This window comes from Clostridium sp. NSJ-145 (genome assembly GCF_021044725.1).
In the GTDB taxonomy this organism is placed as follows: domain Bacteria; phylum Bacillota; class Clostridia; order Clostridiales; family Clostridiaceae; genus Clostridium; species Clostridium disporicum_B.
Genome location: NZ_JAJNOS010000015.1, coordinates 18,025 through 38,054, shown reverse-complemented (window position 1 = coordinate 38,054; position 20,030 = coordinate 18,025). Strand labels below are relative to the sequence as shown.

The window sequence follows — 20,030 nt, the reverse complement described above, 5'->3', positions numbered from 1 at the left end:
TTAATATCACCTTTGTTATAATTAGCTTAAACGTAATAGTTCAAGAAAGGTAGAGAATATTTATGAGCACATTTATGCTAAAAAATAAACAACTAGACTTTACTCCCGTTAGTAATATATTTATAGAAAAATATATGCCTAAAGCCCGTGGAGAATTTATAAAGGTATATCTATTAATGCTTAAATATAATACTTGTGGTGAAATGGGTGTAACATCATCAATATTAGCTACTTCATTAAATTTGCTTGAATCTGATGTACTAAATGCCTTAAATTATTGGAATGATGAAGGACTAATAAAGCTTATTCCAATTGATAAAATGGGTAATTTTAATATTGAATTTGTTGATTTAGTTAAAGAATCTAAATCTCAAAGTAAAGAAATAAACTTACTTCAAGCATTAAATAAAAATTCAACTAAGGATATGCTAAATGATATTGAAAGACTTTTAGGAAGACCTCTATCTCCTAAAGAAATGACTACTTACTTAAGTTGGCAAGATGATTTCAATTTCTCATCAGAATTAATACTGATTCTTTTTGAATATTGTGTATCTCGTGGAAAAAGTGATTATAGATATATAGAAAAAGTAGCAATGGCTTGGAAAGATATGAATATAACCACAGTTGAAGAAGCTCAAAACTATATCAAGAAAAATGAAGATAAATGGGTAAAAATTAGACATATTCTAAATTACTTAGGTATTAAAAATCCTGAATTAATGAAACCACAAGAAGAAATGTTAGATAAATGGATAAATGATTTTAATTTTCCTCTAGATGTCATAGAAAAAGCTTGCAATATATGTTTTCAACGCTTAAATAGAGCAGATTTTAAATATATTGACGGAATCTTATCTAACTGGAATAAGAACAACCTAAAAACAATTGCTGCTATTGAGGAAAAAGATTCAAAACCTTCTAGTATTGCTCCATCTAAGGGGAACTATACTAGTAATAATAGCAAAAGATTTATTGGTCAAAATATTAATAATAAATCATCAAAAGACTATGATGATTTGGAAAAAGAACTTTTAGGATGGTATAACAATGATTAAGGGATATCAAGAAAAATTAATGAATATTTACGAAAAAATACGTGAAGATGAAAATCGTAATTTAAAAAATAGAAAAAATGAAATTCTTCAAAAAGCTCCTGAAATAATTGAATTAGATAATACGATTCAAAAACTTTCCTTAGCTTTACCTATGGCTATATTAAAAGGTGCATCTGAATCTGATTTAGATAATATTAAAGCTGATATACAAGAGCTTAGAAAGCAAAAATACGAGTTACTAACGTCTTATGGGTATCCTACAGATTATCTGACACTTCATTATCAATGCCCAAAATGCCAAGATACTGGTTATATAGGAACTAAGAGATGTAGTTGCTTTAAAACTAAACTTGTAAATTTATATTATGAAACTTCTAAATTATCAAATAACTTAGCTACTTGCAATTTTAATAACTTTGATATAAGGTTATTTTCTTCTGAAAATAGCGGTAATTATAAAAATTCTCAACGTAAAAACATGGAGAAAATTTATGAGTTTGTAAGAGGTAATTATTTAGCTAATTTCGATACAGATAATACTAACCTTTTATTTTATGGTGAATCAGGAAATGGTAAAACATTTTTATCTTGGTGTATTGCTAAAGAGTTATTAGATAAAGGATATCTAGTTATCTATAAGACATCTAACGATTTAATAAGAGACTTAAGAGAAATAACTTTCAATAATAACTATGTACTTGAAGATTTATTAATAAATTGTGATTTACTAATAATAGACGACTTAGGAGCTGAACAAGTAACAGACTTTTCTACTAATGAATTATTTAACTTAATAAATAAAAAGTTATTAAATAATAAAAAGATGATTATATCAACAAATTTAAATCTTCCAGATATAGAAAAAAGTTATACTACTAGAGTTTATTCTCGTTTAGTTGGTAATTTCACTTTCTTTAAGTTTTACGGTAATGATGTTAGAATAAAGCTTAATCTTGCAAGAATGAGATCTCAACAACAATAAATAATAAGAAAGACGCTTTACTTAAATTAATAATAAATCTTTAAACTATTAATTTTACAAAGTAAAGTGTCTTTTTTTATAAATAAATTTAATTTTTGTATTATAATATAAAAACAAAAAAACTCTAGAATTATCTAGAGTTTCATGGAGCTGGTGATCGGAGTCGAACCAACAACCTGCTGATTACAAGTCAGCTGCTCTGCCATTGAGCCACACCAGCATAAATATTATATTTTATCACCAAAATTAAATTGGCGACTCAGAAGGGGCTCGAACCCTCGACCTCCGGCGTGACAGGCCGGCACTCTAACCAACTGAGCTACTGAGCCATTATGGTGGAAACAACAGGGATCGAACCTGTGACCCTCTGCTTGTAAGGCAGATGCTCTCCCAGCTGAGCTATGCTTCCGTATTAAAATGGTGACCCCTAGGGGAATCGAACCCCTGTTACCACCGTGAAAGGGTGGTGTCTTGACCGCTTGACCAAGGGGCCATATAATGGAGCTGGTGATCGGAGTCGAACCAACAACCTGCTGATTACAAGTCAGCTGCTCTGCCATTGAGCCACACCAGCATATTATATAGTTTTTTTAAAAAATTGGCGACTCAGAAGGGGCTCGAACCCTCGACCTCCGGCGTGACAGGCCGGCACTCTAACCAACTGAGCTACTGAGCCATTTATGGTGGAAACAACAGGGATCGAACCTGTGACCCTCTGCTTGTAAGGCAGATGCTCTCCCAGCTGAGCTATGCTTCCATATTAAAATGGTGACCCCTAGGGGAATCGAACCCCTGTTACCACCGTGAAAGGGTGGTGTCTTGACCGCTTGACCAAGGGGCCTAGGTTTCTTGCTCGTTCTCTGCCGAGCACATTAACTATAATACATAAAATTAAATATGGTGTCAACACTTTTTAAAAACTTTTTTTTATTTTTTATTTTTAGCTTATCACTATCCACCCTTAAGTCAGCATTTTTACTGGCTTTTCAGCACTTTTATTTTTTTCTACTTTTTTTAAATTTTCTATTGCCATACCATATCTACTTAATGAATCTTCTTTTAATTTTATTTCATTTTGTATTTTTTCAATTTCAAAAAGACACATTTCAAAAAATTCATCTTTATTAATTTCATCTAAAGTTATATTAAATCCTATTTTTTTAAAGTTTTGTCCTACAGCTAAAATTTTAACTGGAATACTATTATTTATAACAGCTATTATTTCTTTTTCCCAAACACCTCTTTTATTTACATTATGTTTATCTCTTAGTAAGTTTAAATTTTTAAATTCAATATTTAATTGTGATTCTATAATTTCTAAAAGAGCCTTATATAGTGCTACTGATATTCCTCTATTTAATTTTATTTTTAAAAAATCATTATATTTTATTAAAAATTCATCTACTTCACTTTCTGTGATAAATTCTATCTCATTATTATCAAATACCTTAATACCTTTACTATTAGGATAATTTACTACTACTTGATCATAATTCATCCTTCTAACCTTAAACTCTTTTTCATAATCCTCTAAAGTTTGGTCAATAATTTTAACTAACAATACTCTCACCTCTCAATATAGTATTCCATAGTTTTTTTACTAATATTACTGTGATAGAATTAAGTGAGCTTCCAAATTTCAATTTGGTTAAGCGAACTTACACCTACGAGCGTATGCGAGTAGTGTGTTTCCTTAAACTATTTAATTTTAAATTTAGTTGGTGAAACTTACTCATTCAATCGTATATGAGTATGAGTTTTCTTTAATTCTCCAAATTTTAATTTTGGTAGGCTAACTTAAACCTACAAACATATGCCAGTAGTGTATTTCATTTAGTATTGTTAAATTTTAATTTGCTTTATGAAAATTACACAATATATAGTTAAAAGATAAAAGTTACGAGTTATATATTTAGATTAAAATTAATTTTCTTAAAATATATATTTTCAATAAACTAAATAATAGTTTTATCTCAACTATTAACTTTTGATCATTAACTCTTAACTAAAAAAGTATTTCAAACTTTTTATATAAAACTAATATTAAAGGAGTGTTCTTATTTTGATATATCATGATTTAATAATCGTCGGTGGTGGAGCTTCTGGAATGATAGCTGCTATAACTGCTAAAGATTTTGGGATAGATGTAGCCATTGTTGAAGGTACTGATAGAGTTGGAAAAAAAATATTAACTACAGGAAATGGTAGATGTAATATATCTAATAGATGTGTTGCTGAACCTTTTATTAATTATCATAGTAATTGTGATAATTTCTTTTCGTCTGTTTTAAGTCAATTTGGTGTAGATGATACATTAAATTATTTTTTATCTTTAGGTCTTCCAATAGTTCCTCTAAAAGGAGGAAAATTATATCCACAGTCCCTTCAAGCCTCTTCAGTTGTGGATATTTTAAAAATGTCACTAGAAGATAGAAACATACCTTTATACACAAGCTGCAAAATAAAAGATATCCACAAGGGAAAAGTTTTTAAATTATCCACAAGTAATGAAGAATATAAATTATTCACATGTGAAAACTTAATATTAGCCTGTGGAGGAAAATCTGCTCCAAAAACAGGATCAGATGGTTCTGCATATTATTTAGCAAAAAATTTAGGACATTCAATAACAAAGCTTTTACCTGGAATAGTTCAATTAAAATTAAAATATGAACATCTTAAAGCACTTTCAGGCGTTAAATTTGATGGCTATGCAAAATTATTTGTAGATGATAAAGAAGTCAAAGAAGATTTTGGTGAAATATTATTCACTGATTACGGTATTTCTGGTCCTCCGATACTTCAAATATCAGCTTTAGCGTCTCAAGCTACTAGCAATAGCAAAAAAACAGAAGTTATTGTTGACCTTATGCCAAACTATACAAAAGATGAGTTAATAGATTTCTTAGAATGTCATTTTGCTCTTCTTTCTCATAGACCTATAATAAATGCTTTCATAGGCGTAATAAACAAAAAAATAATACCTGTTCTTTTAAAAGAATGCGGTATTACTGATTTACATATGCCATGTTATGAACTTTCTTGGAAAGAAAAAAACAAATTAATTCAAACGCTAAAAGGTTGGAAATTTACTTGTATCGGTACAAATGATTTCAATCAAGCTCAAGTAACTATTGGAGGAGTTGATGCTTCTGAAATTAATCCAGATACATTAGAATCTAAGATAGTTCCTAATCTATATTTTGCTGGTGAGCTTATAGATGTTCACGGAGATTGTGGTGGATTTAATCTACAATGGGCTTGGAGTTCTGGATATGTAGCTGCAAAATCAATTGCAAATAAGTAATGGCAAATTAACAAATGGCAAATTAACAATGGTAAGTGGCAAATTAAATAGTGAACCTGCTTTGCAGTTTCTTAAAAATATTTTTAAAAAGTCATCATAACTGACTTTATTCATCAATTTGCCATTCTCCATTTGTCATTTACCATTCTATTTATCCCATTTTGATATTAATGTTGTTAATTCTTTTCCCTCTGCATTTTCTATCTTATGTAAAATAATATATTGATCATCATTTTCTTTAATTTCACATATTGATTTTATTTCATCTCCATAGGAACATTCCTTCTCGAAGACTACGCTTAATTCAACTAAGTTATTTTTATATAATATCTCTACCGGTATTGATTCTAATGCCCATTCTATATATTTAACATTATTAACGTGTGTATTAGAATCTATATCAGTATATCTTACTTTAAATTCTTTTGAGTACATTTCCTCTTTCAATTTTTCTAATTTTGAAACATTTATATTGCACTCTTCTTCTTCACTAACACCATAAAACTCATATTGCTCTACAGGTATTCTTACCGCTCTTCTCTTATTAATATCTATCAATAAAAATATTCCAACTGCTTCAACAATTTTATTACCTTCTTCATCAAATATTTCATATAATCTTGATGCATAAAATTTCTTAAATCCCAAAGCATTTGTAGCTACTCTAATCTTTTCTCCATATTTAGGATATCTATTTATCTTTACATCATACTTACAGAATACCCATGCCAAATTTCTTTCTGTCATATAATCAATTCCTACACCAAGCTTCTCTGATTGCTTCGTTCCTATGTCTGTAAAGTAATTAACTATAGATTCAATTTTGCATTGTAATTTTACATCAACATCATAATAATGAATCTCATATTCTCTTTCAAATCTTTTTCCCACTTAATACGCCCACTTTCCATTAATTTATTGCTAAACATATTTTACCACATAAATTTTATAATATTAAAATTCTAAATTAAGTTTATAATTTAATTTTTATAAAATAATAAAAAAGCCAGCAATGCTGACTTTAAAATACCATATATACTATTATCTATTTAGAGCATCTAATAACTCATTTAAATCTATACCATGAACTCTTGCAGCCTCTTCCACCGTCTCTGCTTGAGCAGATGGACACCCTACGCATCCCATTCCGAATTGCATAAGTACATCAGCTTTATTAACATTAGCCTTTATAACTTCACCAATAGTCATTTCCTTAGTAATCAATACATTCACCTATCCTTTAATAGTGTTTTTATTAATAATTAAATATATTCTATACAAGTTCTCATAATATTTCAAGGTGATTTCTAAATTAAAAAGATGCTTTCTTAATATAAGCATCTTTTTAATATTTTAATATTATTTATTCTTTATGAACTAAATCTAAATCTGCAAATTTAGAGTGTGCTCCAATCCAAGCCATTTTAACAGTTCCAACCGGGCCGTTTCTTTGCTTAGCTATAATACATTCACCAATTCCTTTGTCTTCACTTTCCTTATTATAGTATTCATCTCTATATAAGAACATAACTACGTCAGCATCCTGCTCAATTGATCCTGACTCTCTTAAGTCAGATAGCATTGGTCTGTGGTCAGCTCTTTGCTCTGGTGCACGAGATAACTGTGATAAAGCTATAACTGGGCACTCCATCTCCTTAGCTAATGCCTTAATAGATCTTGATATTTCCGATACTTCTTGTTGTCTATTATCACTACCTGAGCTACCAGACATAAGTTGTAAGTAGTCTATAAGTATCATATCAATACCATGTTCCATTTTTATCTTTCTACACTTAGATCTCATTTCCATAACGCTAAGACCTGCTGTATCATCTATATACACTTTTGCCTTAGATAATGGTCCTGTAGCTCTCGCAATTCTTTCCCAGTCATCATCATCTAAATTACCAGTTCTAAGTTTTAACATATCAACATTTGCTTGAGAGCATAATAACTTATAAGCTAATTGCTCCTTAGACATTTCCAGAGAAAATATAACTACACTCTTCCCCTCTTTTAATGCTGCATTCTCAGCTATATTAAGTGAGAAAGTTGTTTTTCCCATTGAAGGTCTGGCTGCTATAAGCACCATATCACCTTTTTGGAATCCAGATGTTTTTGCGTCTAGGTCTTTTATCCCAGATCCAACCCCTGTTATTGCTCCTCTGTTATTAAATAATCTTTCTATTTCTAAAAATCCTCTTTCAAGAACGTTTGATAATGGTTCATACTCTTTAGAGTCTTTCTTTTCAGCTATATCAAACATCTTCTTTTGAGCTATATCAATAACCTTTCCTACATCATCACCGCTATTATAACTTTCCTCTATGATTGCTGTAGATGCCTTAATTAGCTTTCTCAAAGTAGATTTTTCTTCAACTATTTTTATATATGAACTTAAGTTGGCCGTTGTTGGTACAGAAGCACTTAACTCTGATATATAAGTAACTCCACCAGCTTTATCTAAGTTATCAGTAGTCTTTAAATATTCTAATAATGTTACTAAGTCTACAGCCATATCTTGCGAAAACATATGCTGTATAGCCTTATATATTATTTTATGACCATCTCTATAAAAGTCATCTTCTTTAAGCTTTTCAAGAACTTTTGCTATAGCGCTCTTATCTATTATCATAGCACCTATAACAGACTGTTCAGCTTCAATACTCTGTGGTAAACTTCTCATCATTGGTGTTTCCATATAAGTAACCCTCCCTCCTAAGTATTCTAAATTTATTATAACAAAATCTAAAGAAATTTATATTATGTATATTAAAATTCTTTTTTTCACACAATAAAATTAAGCTTCCTACTAAGGAAGCTTAATCCACATTACTTCTCAAATACTATCTCCATAAGTTCCTCTATATTAGTTATAGATTTAACTTCTATATCACTAAGCCCTAGAGGGACTTCTTTTTCATTATCTTTAGGGACAGCAACAAGTTTAATTCCTTTTCTTCTAGCACCATATATTTTTTCAAATATACCACCAACTGGCTTCACAGTACCTCTTAATGAAATCTCACCTGTAATAGCAATGTCTTGACGTATTGGTCTATTAGTAAGAGCACTAATTATACAAACAGTTATAGCTGCTCCTGCTGAAGGCCCATCTATCTTTCCTCCACCAATTACATTAACGTGTATATCATAATCTCTTATATCTTTTTCAGTAATCTTTCTTATAACAGAAGCTGCATTAAATACAGAATCCTTTGCCATTGAACCTGCTGTATCATTAAACTTAATAGTTCCTGCACCTTTTTTTCTTGCAGGGAATACAGCTGCTTCAATCTCTATAGTAGATCCTACAAATCCACTTACTCCTAATCCATATACATGCCCTACTTCAGAACTGTCTAAATTATCTATTCTTTCATAAGGTAAATATCTACCTATAGATAATACCTCTTCTACATCGCTTATCTTTATTATTCCTTTTGTATCTTCCCCTTGAGAGTTATATAAAGAATATCCATAAGCATCTGATAATATATTTACAGCTCTTCTACCTTCAATAGTATATTGACTAATAAGCTTTGCAACACCATCTTCTAAAGTTACTTCTAACTTTTTAGCTGCATTTTCAATTATTCCTTCTATATCTGTAGCAGATAATGGCTCAAAATAAACCTCTGTACATCTTGATCTTAAAGCTGGATTAATTTCACTTGGATCTTTAGTCGTAGCCCCTATTAAAACAAAATCAGCCGGTGCTCCATTATCAAATAAATATTTTATATATTTTGGTATGTTTTCATCATCTGGATCATAGTAAGATGATGAAAACTCTACTCTTTTATCTTCTAAAACTTTTAAAAGTTTATTTTGAAGTATTTCATCTAATTCACCGATTTCATCAATGAATAAAACTCCACCATGTGCATCTGTAACTAAACCTGGTTTTGGTTCAGGTACACCTATCTCAGCTAAATCTTTCTTACTACCTTGATATATAGGATCATGTACTGAGCCTAATAGAGGATTCGTTATTTCTCTCGGATCCCATCTTAATGTTGTTCCATCAACTTCAACAAACTTTGATTCCTCATCAAAAGGCGTAAATTTAAGTTTTTTAGCTTCTTCTAAAGCAAGTCTTGCTGCTGATGTCTTACCTACTCCTGGAGGCCCATAAAGGATTATATGCTGTGGGTATGGAGATGCCATCTTTGATATTAATGACTTAACAGCTCTCTCTTGCCCAACAATCTCTTCAAAAGTTTCTGGTCTTAAAAGATTCATTACATTTTTATTTATCTTTTTAGCATCAAGCTTCTCAAGCTTCTCAAGCTTAAGTGCTGTTTTGCTATTTTCAGAACCTTTTTGCTTTCTTATTATAGAAAGTCTAAGTTCATCCATAAACTTCTCTTGTCTCTCAACAAGACTCTTTTCAACTTCAGTTTCTATTTGTCTTTGCACATATTTTTTAGCTATATTTTCAGATATCCAATAAACTACATCCTCTAATATATCTCGTGCTGTATCATCATTTGGAACTACCTTCGCTCCTTTTCCATCTGATGCAATAACATTAAGTGCATATATTCTCTCGTTTATTTTTGGTGAATTAACATACTTATTTAACTTAAATCTAACAGTTCTAGCTCTTACAGCACCTTCATCAAGCACATTATTAAGTATCTCAAATAATACATTCACCTTTGACTCTAACGGTAAATCACTATCTAATATATTTTGTAATTCCAAATTAAATCCTCCTTATTGTTGAGGGACAATTATAACCTTTATCTTTGTTGATACTTCTGGATATAATTTAATTTCTACATCATATGTTCCCGCAATTTTTATTGTTTCCATTACTACTTTTTTCTTATCTACTGATAATTTAAATGTTGTGTTAATAACTTCAGCTATATCTTTATTTGTTATAGCTCCAAATAATCTTCCACTTTCTCCTGCTTTAGCTTTTACTGTAACTTCTTTACCTTTTAATTCAGCTGCTAACTTTTGAGCTGCTTCTAGTTCAGCAAGCTTCTTTCTTCTTTCATTTTCCTTTTTAGCATTAACAACGTGTAAAGCATTTGCTGTTGCTTCTTCTGCTAATTTCCTAGGAAATAAATAGTTTCTAGCATATCCATCTGATGCTTCTATAACATCACCTTTTTTTCCCATTTTCTTTACGTCTTGTAATAAAATAACTTTCATCTTATACACCTATCCTTTATCTTTTATTCTTGTCACATTTGTTCTACTTTAAATGCTTTTCTATAGAATTTTTTAAAGCTTCTATAGATTCTTCTATAGAAAGTTTTAATTTAGCTCCAGCCATATTCATATGACCACCGCCACCAAGTTCTTCTAATATAACTTGAACATTAACATCCCCAAGAGAACGTCCACTTATTATTACATTATTATTTATTTCAGCTAAAACAAAGCATACCTCTATTCCTGAGATAGTTAATAATTCATCAGCTGCTCTAGCTACTATAACTGTATTATCAACATTACTTGGACAAACAGCTATCGCCACCTTATTTTTTACATCTGCATTCTTAATAGTATCGGCTATAACTAAATAATCTTCTAAACTATCATTAAACATTTTTTTAACTTCCAATGTATCAGCACCTATAGATCTTAAAAATGACGCTGCATCAAATGTTCTAACTCCAGCCTTAAATTGGAATTCTTTAGTGTCCATAACAATACCAGCTAAAAGCCCTTCAGCTTCAACCTTTGATATTCTAGGCTTTTGTACCATATACTGAATTAGTTCTGTTACCATTTCTGAGGTAGATGATGCATATACCTCAATATAATTTAATAACGTGCCTTCAACTATATCAGGGCTTCTTCTATGATGATCTATAATTATCTTTCTAGACACTTTTTCAACTAAGTCAATATTACTTACATACCCTTTATTATGAACATCTACTACTATTAATAAAGATTTATCATTGATATTTTTTTCTGCCTCATCTCTAGAAATAAATGTTTTATCATACTTGCTATCACTTTTTAACCTACTCATGTAATATTCAATAGCATTTCTATCATTATCTAAAATAATATTACAATTCTTGCCCATTTGCTTTATTGTAGACCATAAACCAACCGCAGCACCTAAGCAATCCATATCTGGATTCTTGTGTCCCATAATTAATACATTACTACTCTCATAGATAAGATCCTTTAATGCATGAGCAATAACTCTTGCTCTTACTCTTGTTCTCTTTTCAAACTCTCTAGTATTTCCACCAAAGAAAATTATCTTTTCATTATTTTTTATGGCAACTTGGTCACCACCTCTACCTAAAGCAAGCTCCTTAGCAGTAACTGCATTATTATAATTTTCTTGAGGGGTAGCTCCTCCTCTTCCTATTCCAATGCTTAAAGTAAGTTCAAACTTATTACCACGTTCAATTTCAGATATTTTTTCTAATATATCAAATTTATTATTTATTTCTTCAGTAATATACTTATCTATAATCGATAATGCATATCTATTAGAACCATATTTAACAATTAGTGCTTTCAACTTTTGAGCATATAAATTAATAGTTCTTTCTACTTCTGCTACAAGTAAAGGTCTTTCACTTTCTTCTGTACTTTCAAGAACCTCAGATAAATTATCTACTTCAATTAACATTACACTTTCTTTAGTTGTATTTAAATCACTCAAATTGCTAACTTCTATAAAATACACTGCATATACATCATTAATAAGTTCATCTTCTCCAATTATTTTGCTAGCATATATACTATAAACATAGTTTTTTACCTTTATACGCTGACTTAAATCTTTATCACATTTCAAAAGCTTTTGTAAATCTATGCTTCTTGTAATACTAACAATATTTTGTACTTCATTATCTTTTAAATCTAATTCATTAGCTAATTTTTTATTTGCCCATATAATATCTCCATTTTCATTAATAAGAGCAATTGGAGCTATCATGTTTGAAATATTATCATTAATATTTAATTTAAGCTTAGATACTACTCTTTTATCCTTTTCATCTTTATAACGCTCATTCAAATTTAAGTAATAACTGTATATAATAAACGCCAATAATATAATACTTCCTACTATAAACTTATCATTATAGAAAAATATCATACTTATAAATATAAAAATAGCTGGTACTATCACTTGTTGATAATCCTTAAGTTTTTCCTTCATTGAAAGCCTCCTAAGCCTTATATTATTAACGCTGCTTTATATGATTTTGAAGCTTACTTAAATTTTTACCTTCTCTCTCATATTCATGCTCTTCTGTAATACCAATCTTTAGCTTTTTACTCATATCATCATCAACTTCATCGCAACTATATCCTAACTTTTGTGCTAAAACATAAAGAATTAAAATAGCACCAGATATACAATTTAATATAGAGTCTCTAGCTATATTAGTACCTCTAGTTAAAAGAGTATAAAGATCTCCTATAAGACACAATAAGTTCGCTTTTAATTCTTCTATCATCTTAATATTGGCCATTATATTAAATTCTTCTTTTCTCATTATTTCACCTCTATTCCAATACCCTGTAACTTATATTTTAAAGTTATTTTTATATTAATGCAACTATATAAGGGATTGTATTACAAATTATGTAAATTATTTTTATTTTTATATAACACAAAAGCCCCTGATTCTCAGGGGCTAATAATCTTATTACTATTCTGTTGTAAATGGTAATAAAGCTATGTTTCTTGATCTCTTTATAGCATCTGTTAATTGTCTTTGGTGCTTAGCGCAAGTTCCAGAAATTCTTCTTGGTAATATCTTACCTCTTTCTGTAACAAACTTTCTTAACTTAGCTACATCTTTGTAATCTATTGATTCAGCTTTATCAACACAGAAAGCACATACTTTTCTCTTAGATCTTCTCATTTTTCCAGATCTTTTCATATCTCTCATGCTAGTTCCCTCCTTATAAAATTAATTAGACTTTCTAGAATGGCATATCTCCATCATCTACTGGAGTCATGTCTTCTTCGAAACTCATTCCACCAAACACATCATTGCTTGCTGGAGTAGAATATCCATTTCCGCCACCGAATGAACCTCCATTATTGCCTGCTCCATTACCTTTTGATAAGAAGCTTACACCGTTAAATGTATCAGCAACAACTTCTGTTACATATCTCTTTGTGCCGTCTTTTGCATCATATGTTCTAACTGAGATTCTACCGCTTATTGCAATTTGACTACCCTTACTCATATATTGAGCAGTGTTTTCAGCTTGCTTTCCCCATATTACTACAGGAATAAAATCGGCAGTTCTTTCGCCAGATTTGCTGTTATAATTATCAACTGCTAAAGTTAGTGTTGTTACGGCAGTCCCTGTTCCTGGAGTATACTTTAACTCAGGATCTTTAGTTAATCTACCTATTAGAATTACTTTATTCATTCTTTAACACCACCTACTAGTTTTCTTGTTTAACAATGATATGTCTTATAACACCATCAGTGATTCTGAATATTCTGTCTAACTCACTTGGTAATTCTGGGTTAGCTTCGAAATTGATTAATGTGTAGAAACCTTCGTTAACTTTCTTTATTTCGTAAGCAAGTTTTCTCTTACCCCAGAAATCTACGTTTTCGATAGTTCCTCCACCATTTTCTATAACACCTTTAAACTTTTCGATGTTAGCTTTTACAGCTTCTTCATCAAATGATGGGTGTAGTATAAATATAGTTTCGTACTTTCTCATCATTTTCACCTCCTTTGGACTTAACGGCTGCTACATACGCAGCAGGATTACAATTTAAAAGTTTATCACTTTATGTTGACTATTTCAAGCTTTTTTTATTTTATTCTTTTGTTTTTACTACCTTTTTTGCATCTTTTTGGAATTTACGACGTGGAAGCATTATTATTCTACCACATTCAGTACATTTAATTTTTACATCAGCACCAACTCTTATGATTTCAAAGTTTTTATTTCCACAAGGATGCTCTTTTTTCATTTCTACTATATCACCTAGTTCAAAAGTTTCTATCATTTATAATAGCCTCCTAAAAATAAAATTATTTATTTACAATATAAGTCTTTGGATAAGGAATTTCTATTCCTGATTTATTTAATGCTTCTTTAATTTCTTTTCTTAATTCTCTTTCCATTTCCCATTGGCTTAATGGTTTTGCTCTTCCGATAACCCTAATAGTTATTCCCGATGGATTTAATGAAGTAACTCCTAGCACTTCAATATGCCCTCTTAGCTTATCTTTATGCTTTTCTTCAAAAGCTTCATTAACAGCTTTAATTACATTTGTAGCTTGGTCTATATTTTCTTCATAAGCTATATCCACATCAACTATAAATCTTATATCACCTCTCGAATGGTTAGTAACCTCTAATATAGAACCATTTGGAATAAGGTGTAAATCGCCTGTAAAATCCCTTAAAACAGTTGTCCTGATTCCCATACTTTCAACTATACCAGTAAAGTTAGAAATAGTAACGTGATCCCCTACCCCATATTGATCTTCAAATAAAAGAAAAAATCCATTAATTAAATCCTTAACTAAACTTTGAGCCCCAAGACCTATTGCAAATCCCCCAGCACTTGCTAAAGCAACCGGTATCTTTGCAAAAACATCATAAAACATAAGTGCAACCCCAACTAAATAAACAGTATATTTCAGTACACTCTTTAAGACTTCACCTATAGTTATCGCCTTTTGAGGATCTAACGAAAAACTCATTTTACTTTTTACTTGCTTATCTACAAATTTATTAATTATTTTATTACCTATTTTTATAACTAAATTTATAGCTATAAATACGATAACGATTCTCAAAATCACAGAAAGACCTGTTTCTATCCATGAATTTAAAGTATCTGGATTTACTTTTAAACCTTCCCAGCTCCACGCATACTTACCCTCATCTGTTGAAACTATCTTAGCAAGAGCTAAAATGTTATTCACCTACTAACGCCTCCCTATTATTTTATTAATTCATAACATCCGTTATCTCTTTTATATATTGCCTTAAATTCTATGACTTCTTCATTAATTATTCTATTAACGCTTTCTTCATCTTCTAATCTTATACAAATTCCACAACTTTGAGTTATTGTAGTTGGTGTTGGCATAATTCTAAAATTCATCCCTATTTCCTTTAATTTTTTTTCTCCACTCATAGCTGTATGAGTATTCTTAAAAACTATTATGTAATACTTCATCTTGTCCTCCTAAAATCTTCTTCTTAATTATATTATACCTACTTTGGTCTTATAATAAATATATTACTTTAATATCTCATCTATTTCAAAATTTTGTAATACACTCTTGCTTTTTTCTCTATTTATTTTATCATATTTATAAGACTAATTTTACAAGGAGTAAGCACTATGAATGTATATTTAGATAATGCAAGTACATCATTTCCAAAGCCAAAATCAGTTTCAGATTCAATTTATAATTATTTAACTAACATTGGTGGAAATCCTGGACGTGCTAATCACTCTAACGCATTAGAATCAAATAGATATTTATTTTTAGCTAGAGAAACAATAGCTAACTTTTTTAATTTTCATAAGATTGAAAATGTAATTTTTACTAATAATATAACTTCATCGCTTAATATATTGATTAATGGAATATTAAAGCCTGGAGATCATATCATAACTTCTTCTATGGAACATAATTCCGTTATAAGACCTTTATATAATTTAAAAGAAAATATAGGTATTGATCTAGAAATAGTTTCTGCAAAATCAAACGGAATACTCGATGTAAATTCAATTTCTAAAGCAATTAAACCTAATACTAAACTAATAGTAATTACTCATGCCTCTAATATTACTGGTTCTATTCAACCTATACAAAGAATCGGAGAATTATGCAAAAAGAATAATATATTTTTCATACTAGATTCTGCTCAAAGTGCAGGGGTATTAGAAGTTGATTTTAAAAAATTTAATCTTAATGCTTTAGCATTTACTGGACATAAAAGTTTACTTGGTCCTCAAGGTATAGGTGGATTTATCATAGATGATGAGTTAAATAAAATCTGTAATCCATATATTCTTGGTGGTACAGGAAGTCTTTCTCATTCATTAACTCAGCCAGACTTTTTACCTGATAAATTTGAATCTGGTACATTAAATATTCCTGGTATAATCGGATTATATGAAGGTATAAAATTTATTGAAAAAGAAGGCCTTAATACTATTTATGAACATAACTCTTATTTAAGATCTTATTTAATTAATGAGATTTCTAATATTAATAACTTTAATATCTATGGTGATTTAGATCCATCTAATGGAACATCATGTGTATCTATTACACATAATAACTTAGATGTTAGTGAACTTTCATATATCTTAGATTCTGATTTCGGAATCAGTAATAGAAGTGGTCTTCATTGTGCTCCGTTAGCTCACCAAACAATTGGAACATATCCTAACGGAACCGTTAGACTAAGTTTAGGATACTTTAATACTTTAGATGAAATAAAATATACAGTGGACTCACTCAATAAAATAAACAAATTATATGTATAAAGTGCGAAGCACTTTTAGGAAAAGTTTTACTTAATCAAAATAGAAAATATCACAGGCATCACAAAAAAATATCGTATATGTAAATATTAGGAAGTATATACTTTTTACTTTAACTTAAGTTAACTTTTCCCTGCTATAATAGTAGTATTTTTACTTCGACAAAACCACTCTTTCACTTGCGAGCGTTAGCTCGCACTTTTTTTATTATATTTTGAATATTTTCTATAAAAACTGTCAATAATTTCTATATAAGGAGAGTGTTTTATGGATAAATATTTTTGTGAAGATTCTATGTCACCAACTACAGTTAATAAAATTAGAGATTATTTATACTCAAAACTAAAAGAACCTATTCTAGATAATAGACCTATTATTTTTTTATGTATAGGAACTGATAGATGTACTGGTGATTCTCTTGGTCCTTTAGTTGGTTATAAACTGAAATCTGAGCATAAAAATAATATATACATATATGGTTGTTTGGAAACCCCAGTTCACTCAAAAAATATAACTACTATATTAGAAAAAATAGAAAAGTATTTTATTAATCCTTATATAATAGCTATTGATTCTTCTTTAGGAAATGTTCAAAATGTTGGTAAAATATTTATAGAGGAAAAACCTCTTAACCCAGGTTTAGCACTTAATAAAGATTTACCCTCAGTTGGAGATCTTAGTATTACAGGAGTTGTCAATATATCTGGTAGCTTAGAATTTATTGTTCTTCAAAATACTAGATTATTTACTGTTATGTCATTAGCTGATTGTATTACTAACGGAATACAAAAATGTTTGAATAAAATTTCAATAGATTTTTCTTCACCTAATAAATTTTCAATTAGCAAATTAAATAAAAAAGGATAGTAATTTTACTTACTATCCTTTTGCTATCTACTTATTTATAGCCTCATTTAATACATGTAATTCTTCTTCTGATAAATCATATCTTGATATTCCTTTATCTATAGGTTTTGCATATGTAGTACTATCATGTCTAGAATAAATACCAGTTATAATTACTCCATCATTATAAGAATCTAATATAGCTATAGAAAAACTTAAATCGCTTCCTACATCTTCAAAAGCCTTATATCTCATTATAGCAACCTTGTTTACACATGATTTTAAATCTTCAGCTATTTTTTCACATCTTTCTAGAGATTCCTTAGAATTATTAAGAGCAACATCAATATTATCTAAATTAGAATTTATAACTTCTTCTAAATTTCTACTATTTGTTCCTCTCATCATTTTTCTATATTTTTTCTCTACTTTATTAACTGAAAGTAATAAAACTATTGTAGTTATTAACAATAATAATGTTATAATAGCTAATCCAATCACTATAAGTCCTGAGTACTCATTAATTATATTTAGTATATTACTCACCTTTATCCGTCCCTCCATGTTTCACATGAAACATTATAATTTAATTATTTCTAAAATTCTTTGTAAATCCTCTTCGGAATAATATTCGATTTCTATTTTACCTTTATTATTTTTATTACTTAAATTTACTTTTGTACCGAAGTAATTTTGTAATCTTTCCACTATATCCTTATAGTATGGATTCGTTAATTCAGTCTCTGACTTCTTTTTTGAAGAATTATCTACATCTTTTTTTATTCGTTTAATAATATTTTCTAATTCTCTTACAGATAATTTATCATCTATAACCTTTTGAGCTAACTCATACTGTAATTTTTTATCTGAAATGCCTAGTAAGGTTCTACCATGTCCTTCTGATATTACACCTTCTATTAAATATTGTTGAACATCCTCACCTAAATTTAATAACCTAATTGTATTAGTTATAGCAACACGTGATTTACCTATTCTCTTACTTAATTCTTCTTGTGTTAAATCAAAATCAGAAATTAATTTTTTATATGCCATCGCTTCTTCAATTGAATTTAAATCTTGTCTTTGAATATTCTCTATTAATGATATTTCTAATACTTGCTTATCTGTTAAATCCATTATTATCGAAGGAACTTCCTTAAGCCCTGCCATTTTAGCAGCTCTCCATCTACGTTCACCTGCTACTATAACATAATTATCCTCTTCTTTTCTTAAGATAATCGGCTGAACAATTCCATGATGCTTTATTGACTCTGATAATTCAATAATTTTTTCATCATCAAAAGTTTTTCTTGGTTGATCTATATTACTTCTTATTAAATTAATATCTATTAAATTTTTATCTGAAGTTTTTTTCTCTATTTTATTAATTGAAGGACCTAAATTTGTATCTTCTGGAATAAGAGCATTTAATCCCTTACCTAATCCAAATTTTTTGCTCATGATATTCACCTTCCTATTGTCTGCTTAAAAATTCTTTTGTTAAAGCCTTATATGCATCTGCACCCTTACATTTTTCATCATATAACATTACCGGAAGTCCAAAACTTGGAGCTTCAGCTAATCTAATATTTCTTGAAATAGTAGTCTTAAAGACTTTTTCATTGAAGAACTTTTTAACTTCATCATAGACTTCATTGCTTAAATTTGTTCTATAATCATACATAGTCATTATTACCCCTTCAATATCTAATGACTTATTTAAAGATTTCTTAACAAGCTGAATTGTATTTATTAATTGTCCAACACCTTCTAATGCATAAAATTCACATTGAATTGGAATAAGTACAGAATCAACTGCAGTAAGTGCATTAATAGTTAATACTCCTAATGATGGAGGACAATCTATAAAAATGAAATCAAAGTCATCTTGAACTTTTGCTATTTCATTTAAAAGTATAGTTTCTCTATCACTTCTATTAATAACTTCAACTTCAGCACCAGCTAATTCCATTGTTGCCGGAGCTATATATAAGTTTTGTATTAATTCACTTTTAAGTATTACATCACTTAAAGAAACATTAGCTGTTAATACGTCATACATTGAAAATTCTAAATTTTTCTTATCTAATCCTAATCCACTAGTAGTATTTCCTTGTGGGTCAATATCGATAGTTAAAACTTTATATCCTTCCATTGCTAAGTAAGCACATAAATTTATATTAGTAGTAGTCTTACCAACTCCACCCTTTTGGTTAAAAATACATATTTTCTTCATAAGTTTTGTCCTATTAAGGACTCCACCCCCCTCCCTTTTATTTCTATTATATCTGCTTTTTTTCCATAATTAAAGGGCGTCATAATAAAAATTTATGTCAAATAAAAAAAAT

Annotated in this window: 22 protein-coding genes and 8 tRNA genes; 5 read left to right on the top strand and 25 right to left on the bottom strand. The window is 29.4% G+C overall.

Translation table 11 applies throughout. The features are described from left to right. Positions 1-62: 62 nt before the first annotated feature. Positions 63-1,058 (top strand): DnaD domain protein, encoded by a 996-nt coding sequence (locus LQE93_RS13275; protein ID WP_231073977.1) that lies wholly within the window; start codon positions 63-65, stop codon positions 1,056-1,058. Continuing rightward, positions 1,051-2,040, top strand: a complete 990-nt coding sequence (locus LQE93_RS13270; RefSeq protein ID WP_055266757.1) for an ATP-binding protein — start codon at positions 1,051-1,053, stop codon at positions 2,038-2,040. Before LQE93_RS13275 ends, LQE93_RS13270 begins: the two co-directional genes overlap by 8 nt. A gap of 145 nt (positions 2,041-2,185) precedes the next feature. Here the strand turns inward: LQE93_RS13270 and LQE93_RS13265 are convergent. From LQE93_RS13265 to LQE93_RS13225, 9 genes are all read right to left on the bottom strand, one after another. Beyond that, positions 2,186-2,260, bottom strand: a tRNA-Thr gene (locus tag LQE93_RS13265). Positions 2,261-2,292: 32 nt separating this feature from the next. Next, positions 2,293-2,369, bottom strand: a tRNA-Asp gene (locus LQE93_RS13260). Positions 2,370-2,373: 4 nt separating this feature from the next. After that, a tRNA-Val gene (locus LQE93_RS13255) sits at positions 2,374-2,449 on the bottom strand. 9 nt (positions 2,450-2,458) lie between these two features. Next, a tRNA-Glu gene (locus LQE93_RS13250) sits at positions 2,459-2,533 on the bottom strand. Between the two features lie 6 nt (positions 2,534-2,539). After that, positions 2,540-2,614: transfer RNA gene (locus LQE93_RS13245), tRNA-Thr, on the bottom strand. Positions 2,615-2,639: 25 nt separating this feature from the next. Beyond that, positions 2,640-2,716: transfer RNA gene (locus LQE93_RS13240), tRNA-Asp, on the bottom strand. A gap of 5 nt (positions 2,717-2,721) precedes the next feature. Further along, positions 2,722-2,797 (bottom strand) — tRNA-Val (locus LQE93_RS13235). Between the two features lie 9 nt (positions 2,798-2,806). After that, positions 2,807-2,881, bottom strand: a tRNA-Glu gene (locus LQE93_RS13230). A 120-nt stretch (positions 2,882-3,001) separates the two neighbouring features. Further along, complete coding sequence (locus LQE93_RS13225) at positions 3,002-3,601, bottom strand: hypothetical protein (protein WP_231073975.1); 600 nt, start codon at positions 3,599-3,601, stop codon at positions 3,002-3,004. A 501-nt stretch (positions 3,602-4,102) separates the two neighbouring features. On the opposite strand from LQE93_RS13225, the gene LQE93_RS13220 reads away from it, so the two are divergent. Continuing rightward, the gene (locus LQE93_RS13220) at positions 4,103-5,347 is read left to right on the top strand and encodes an NAD(P)/FAD-dependent oxidoreductase (protein ID WP_055266761.1); all 1,245 of its coding nucleotides are present in this window, start codon (positions 4,103-4,105) and stop codon (positions 5,345-5,347) included. Positions 5,348-5,494: 147 nt separating this feature from the next. Here LQE93_RS13220 and LQE93_RS13215 read toward each other — a convergent pair whose 3' ends face one another. The 13 genes from LQE93_RS13215 to LQE93_RS13155 form a co-directional block, all read right to left on the bottom strand. Beyond that, complete coding sequence (locus tag LQE93_RS13215; protein WP_055266763.1) at positions 5,495-6,238, bottom strand: acyl-[acyl-carrier-protein] thioesterase; 744 nt, start codon at positions 6,236-6,238, stop codon at positions 5,495-5,497. A 150-nt stretch (positions 6,239-6,388) separates the two neighbouring features. Further along, complete coding sequence (locus tag LQE93_RS13210; RefSeq protein ID WP_055266765.1) at positions 6,389-6,571, bottom strand: DUF1858 domain-containing protein; 183 nt, start codon at positions 6,569-6,571, stop codon at positions 6,389-6,391. A gap of 139 nt (positions 6,572-6,710) precedes the next feature. Then, positions 6,711-8,048: a replicative DNA helicase gene (locus LQE93_RS13205; protein ID WP_055266767.1), complete on the bottom strand. Its 1,338-nt coding sequence runs from the start codon at positions 8,046-8,048 to the stop codon at positions 6,711-6,713. Between the two features lie 131 nt (positions 8,049-8,179). Further along, the gene (gene lonC / locus LQE93_RS13200; RefSeq protein ID WP_055266769.1) at positions 8,180-10,057 is read right to left on the bottom strand and encodes a Lon family ATP-dependent protease; all 1,878 of its coding nucleotides are present in this window, start codon (positions 10,055-10,057) and stop codon (positions 8,180-8,182) included. A 12-nt stretch (positions 10,058-10,069) separates the two neighbouring features. Next, positions 10,070-10,516: a 50S ribosomal protein L9 gene (gene rplI, locus LQE93_RS13195; RefSeq protein WP_055266771.1), complete on the bottom strand. Its 447-nt coding sequence runs from the start codon at positions 10,514-10,516 to the stop codon at positions 10,070-10,072. 43 nt (positions 10,517-10,559) lie between these two features. Further along, positions 10,560-12,500 (bottom strand): DHH family phosphoesterase, encoded by a 1,941-nt coding sequence (locus tag LQE93_RS13190; protein WP_231073973.1) that lies wholly within the window; start codon positions 12,498-12,500, stop codon positions 10,560-10,562. Between the two features lie 25 nt (positions 12,501-12,525). After that, positions 12,526-12,840 carry a MazG-like family protein gene (locus LQE93_RS13185; RefSeq protein WP_055266776.1) on the bottom strand — a complete coding sequence of 105 codons (315 nt, stop codon included), beginning with the start codon at positions 12,838-12,840 and terminating at the stop codon, positions 12,526-12,528. Between the two features lie 156 nt (positions 12,841-12,996). After that, positions 12,997-13,239, bottom strand: coding sequence for a 30S ribosomal protein S18 (gene rpsR, locus LQE93_RS13180; RefSeq protein ID WP_055266778.1), 243 nt, complete (start codon positions 13,237-13,239; stop codon positions 12,997-12,999). A 34-nt stretch (positions 13,240-13,273) separates the two neighbouring features. Further along, entirely contained in the window at positions 13,274-13,732 is a 459-nt protein-coding gene (locus LQE93_RS13175) for a single-stranded DNA-binding protein (protein ID WP_055266780.1), read from the bottom strand. A 16-nt stretch (positions 13,733-13,748) separates the two neighbouring features. Continuing rightward, positions 13,749-14,036 carry a 30S ribosomal protein S6 gene (rpsF, locus tag LQE93_RS13170; protein ID WP_055266782.1) on the bottom strand — a complete coding sequence of 96 codons (288 nt, stop codon included), beginning with the start codon at positions 14,034-14,036 and terminating at the stop codon, positions 13,749-13,751. A 100-nt stretch (positions 14,037-14,136) separates the two neighbouring features. Continuing rightward, a complete protein-coding gene (locus LQE93_RS13165; protein WP_055266784.1) occupies positions 14,137-14,328 on the bottom strand; it encodes a DUF951 domain-containing protein in 192 nt (63 codons plus the stop codon). A 25-nt stretch (positions 14,329-14,353) separates the two neighbouring features. Continuing rightward, the gene (locus tag LQE93_RS13160; protein ID WP_084759025.1) at positions 14,354-15,256 is read right to left on the bottom strand and encodes a mechanosensitive ion channel family protein; all 903 of its coding nucleotides are present in this window, start codon (positions 15,254-15,256) and stop codon (positions 14,354-14,356) included. A 17-nt stretch (positions 15,257-15,273) separates the two neighbouring features. Then, the gene (locus tag LQE93_RS13155) at positions 15,274-15,513 is read right to left on the bottom strand and encodes a DUF3343 domain-containing protein (RefSeq protein WP_055266786.1); all 240 of its coding nucleotides are present in this window, start codon (positions 15,511-15,513) and stop codon (positions 15,274-15,276) included. A 168-nt stretch (positions 15,514-15,681) separates the two neighbouring features. On the opposite strand from LQE93_RS13155, the gene LQE93_RS13150 reads away from it, so the two are divergent. Both LQE93_RS13150 and yyaC read left to right on the top strand, forming a co-directional pair. Further along, a complete protein-coding gene (locus tag LQE93_RS13150) occupies positions 15,682-16,839 on the top strand; it encodes an aminotransferase class V-fold PLP-dependent enzyme (protein ID WP_055266788.1) in 1,158 nt (385 codons plus the stop codon). A gap of 264 nt (positions 16,840-17,103) precedes the next feature. Further along, positions 17,104-17,703: a spore protease YyaC gene (gene yyaC / locus LQE93_RS13145; RefSeq protein ID WP_055266790.1), complete on the top strand. Its 600-nt coding sequence runs from the start codon at positions 17,104-17,106 to the stop codon at positions 17,701-17,703. Positions 17,704-17,730: 27 nt separating this feature from the next. Here the strand turns inward: yyaC and LQE93_RS13140 are convergent, their stop codons facing one another. From LQE93_RS13140 to LQE93_RS13130, 3 genes are read right to left on the bottom strand one after another with little or no spacing between them, the layout of a single operon-like run. After that, complete coding sequence (locus LQE93_RS13140; RefSeq protein ID WP_148315769.1) at positions 17,731-18,228, bottom strand: DUF4446 family protein; 498 nt, start codon at positions 18,226-18,228, stop codon at positions 17,731-17,733. Between the two features lie 33 nt (positions 18,229-18,261). Then, on the bottom strand, positions 18,262-19,143 hold the full coding sequence (locus tag LQE93_RS13135; protein WP_055266794.1) for a ParB/RepB/Spo0J family partition protein: 882 nt from the start codon (positions 19,141-19,143) through the stop codon (positions 18,262-18,264). A gap of 13 nt (positions 19,144-19,156) precedes the next feature. Then, positions 19,157-19,918 (bottom strand): ParA family protein, encoded by a 762-nt coding sequence (locus LQE93_RS13130; protein WP_055266796.1) that lies wholly within the window; start codon positions 19,916-19,918, stop codon positions 19,157-19,159. Between the last annotated feature and the right edge of the window lie 112 nt (positions 19,919-20,030).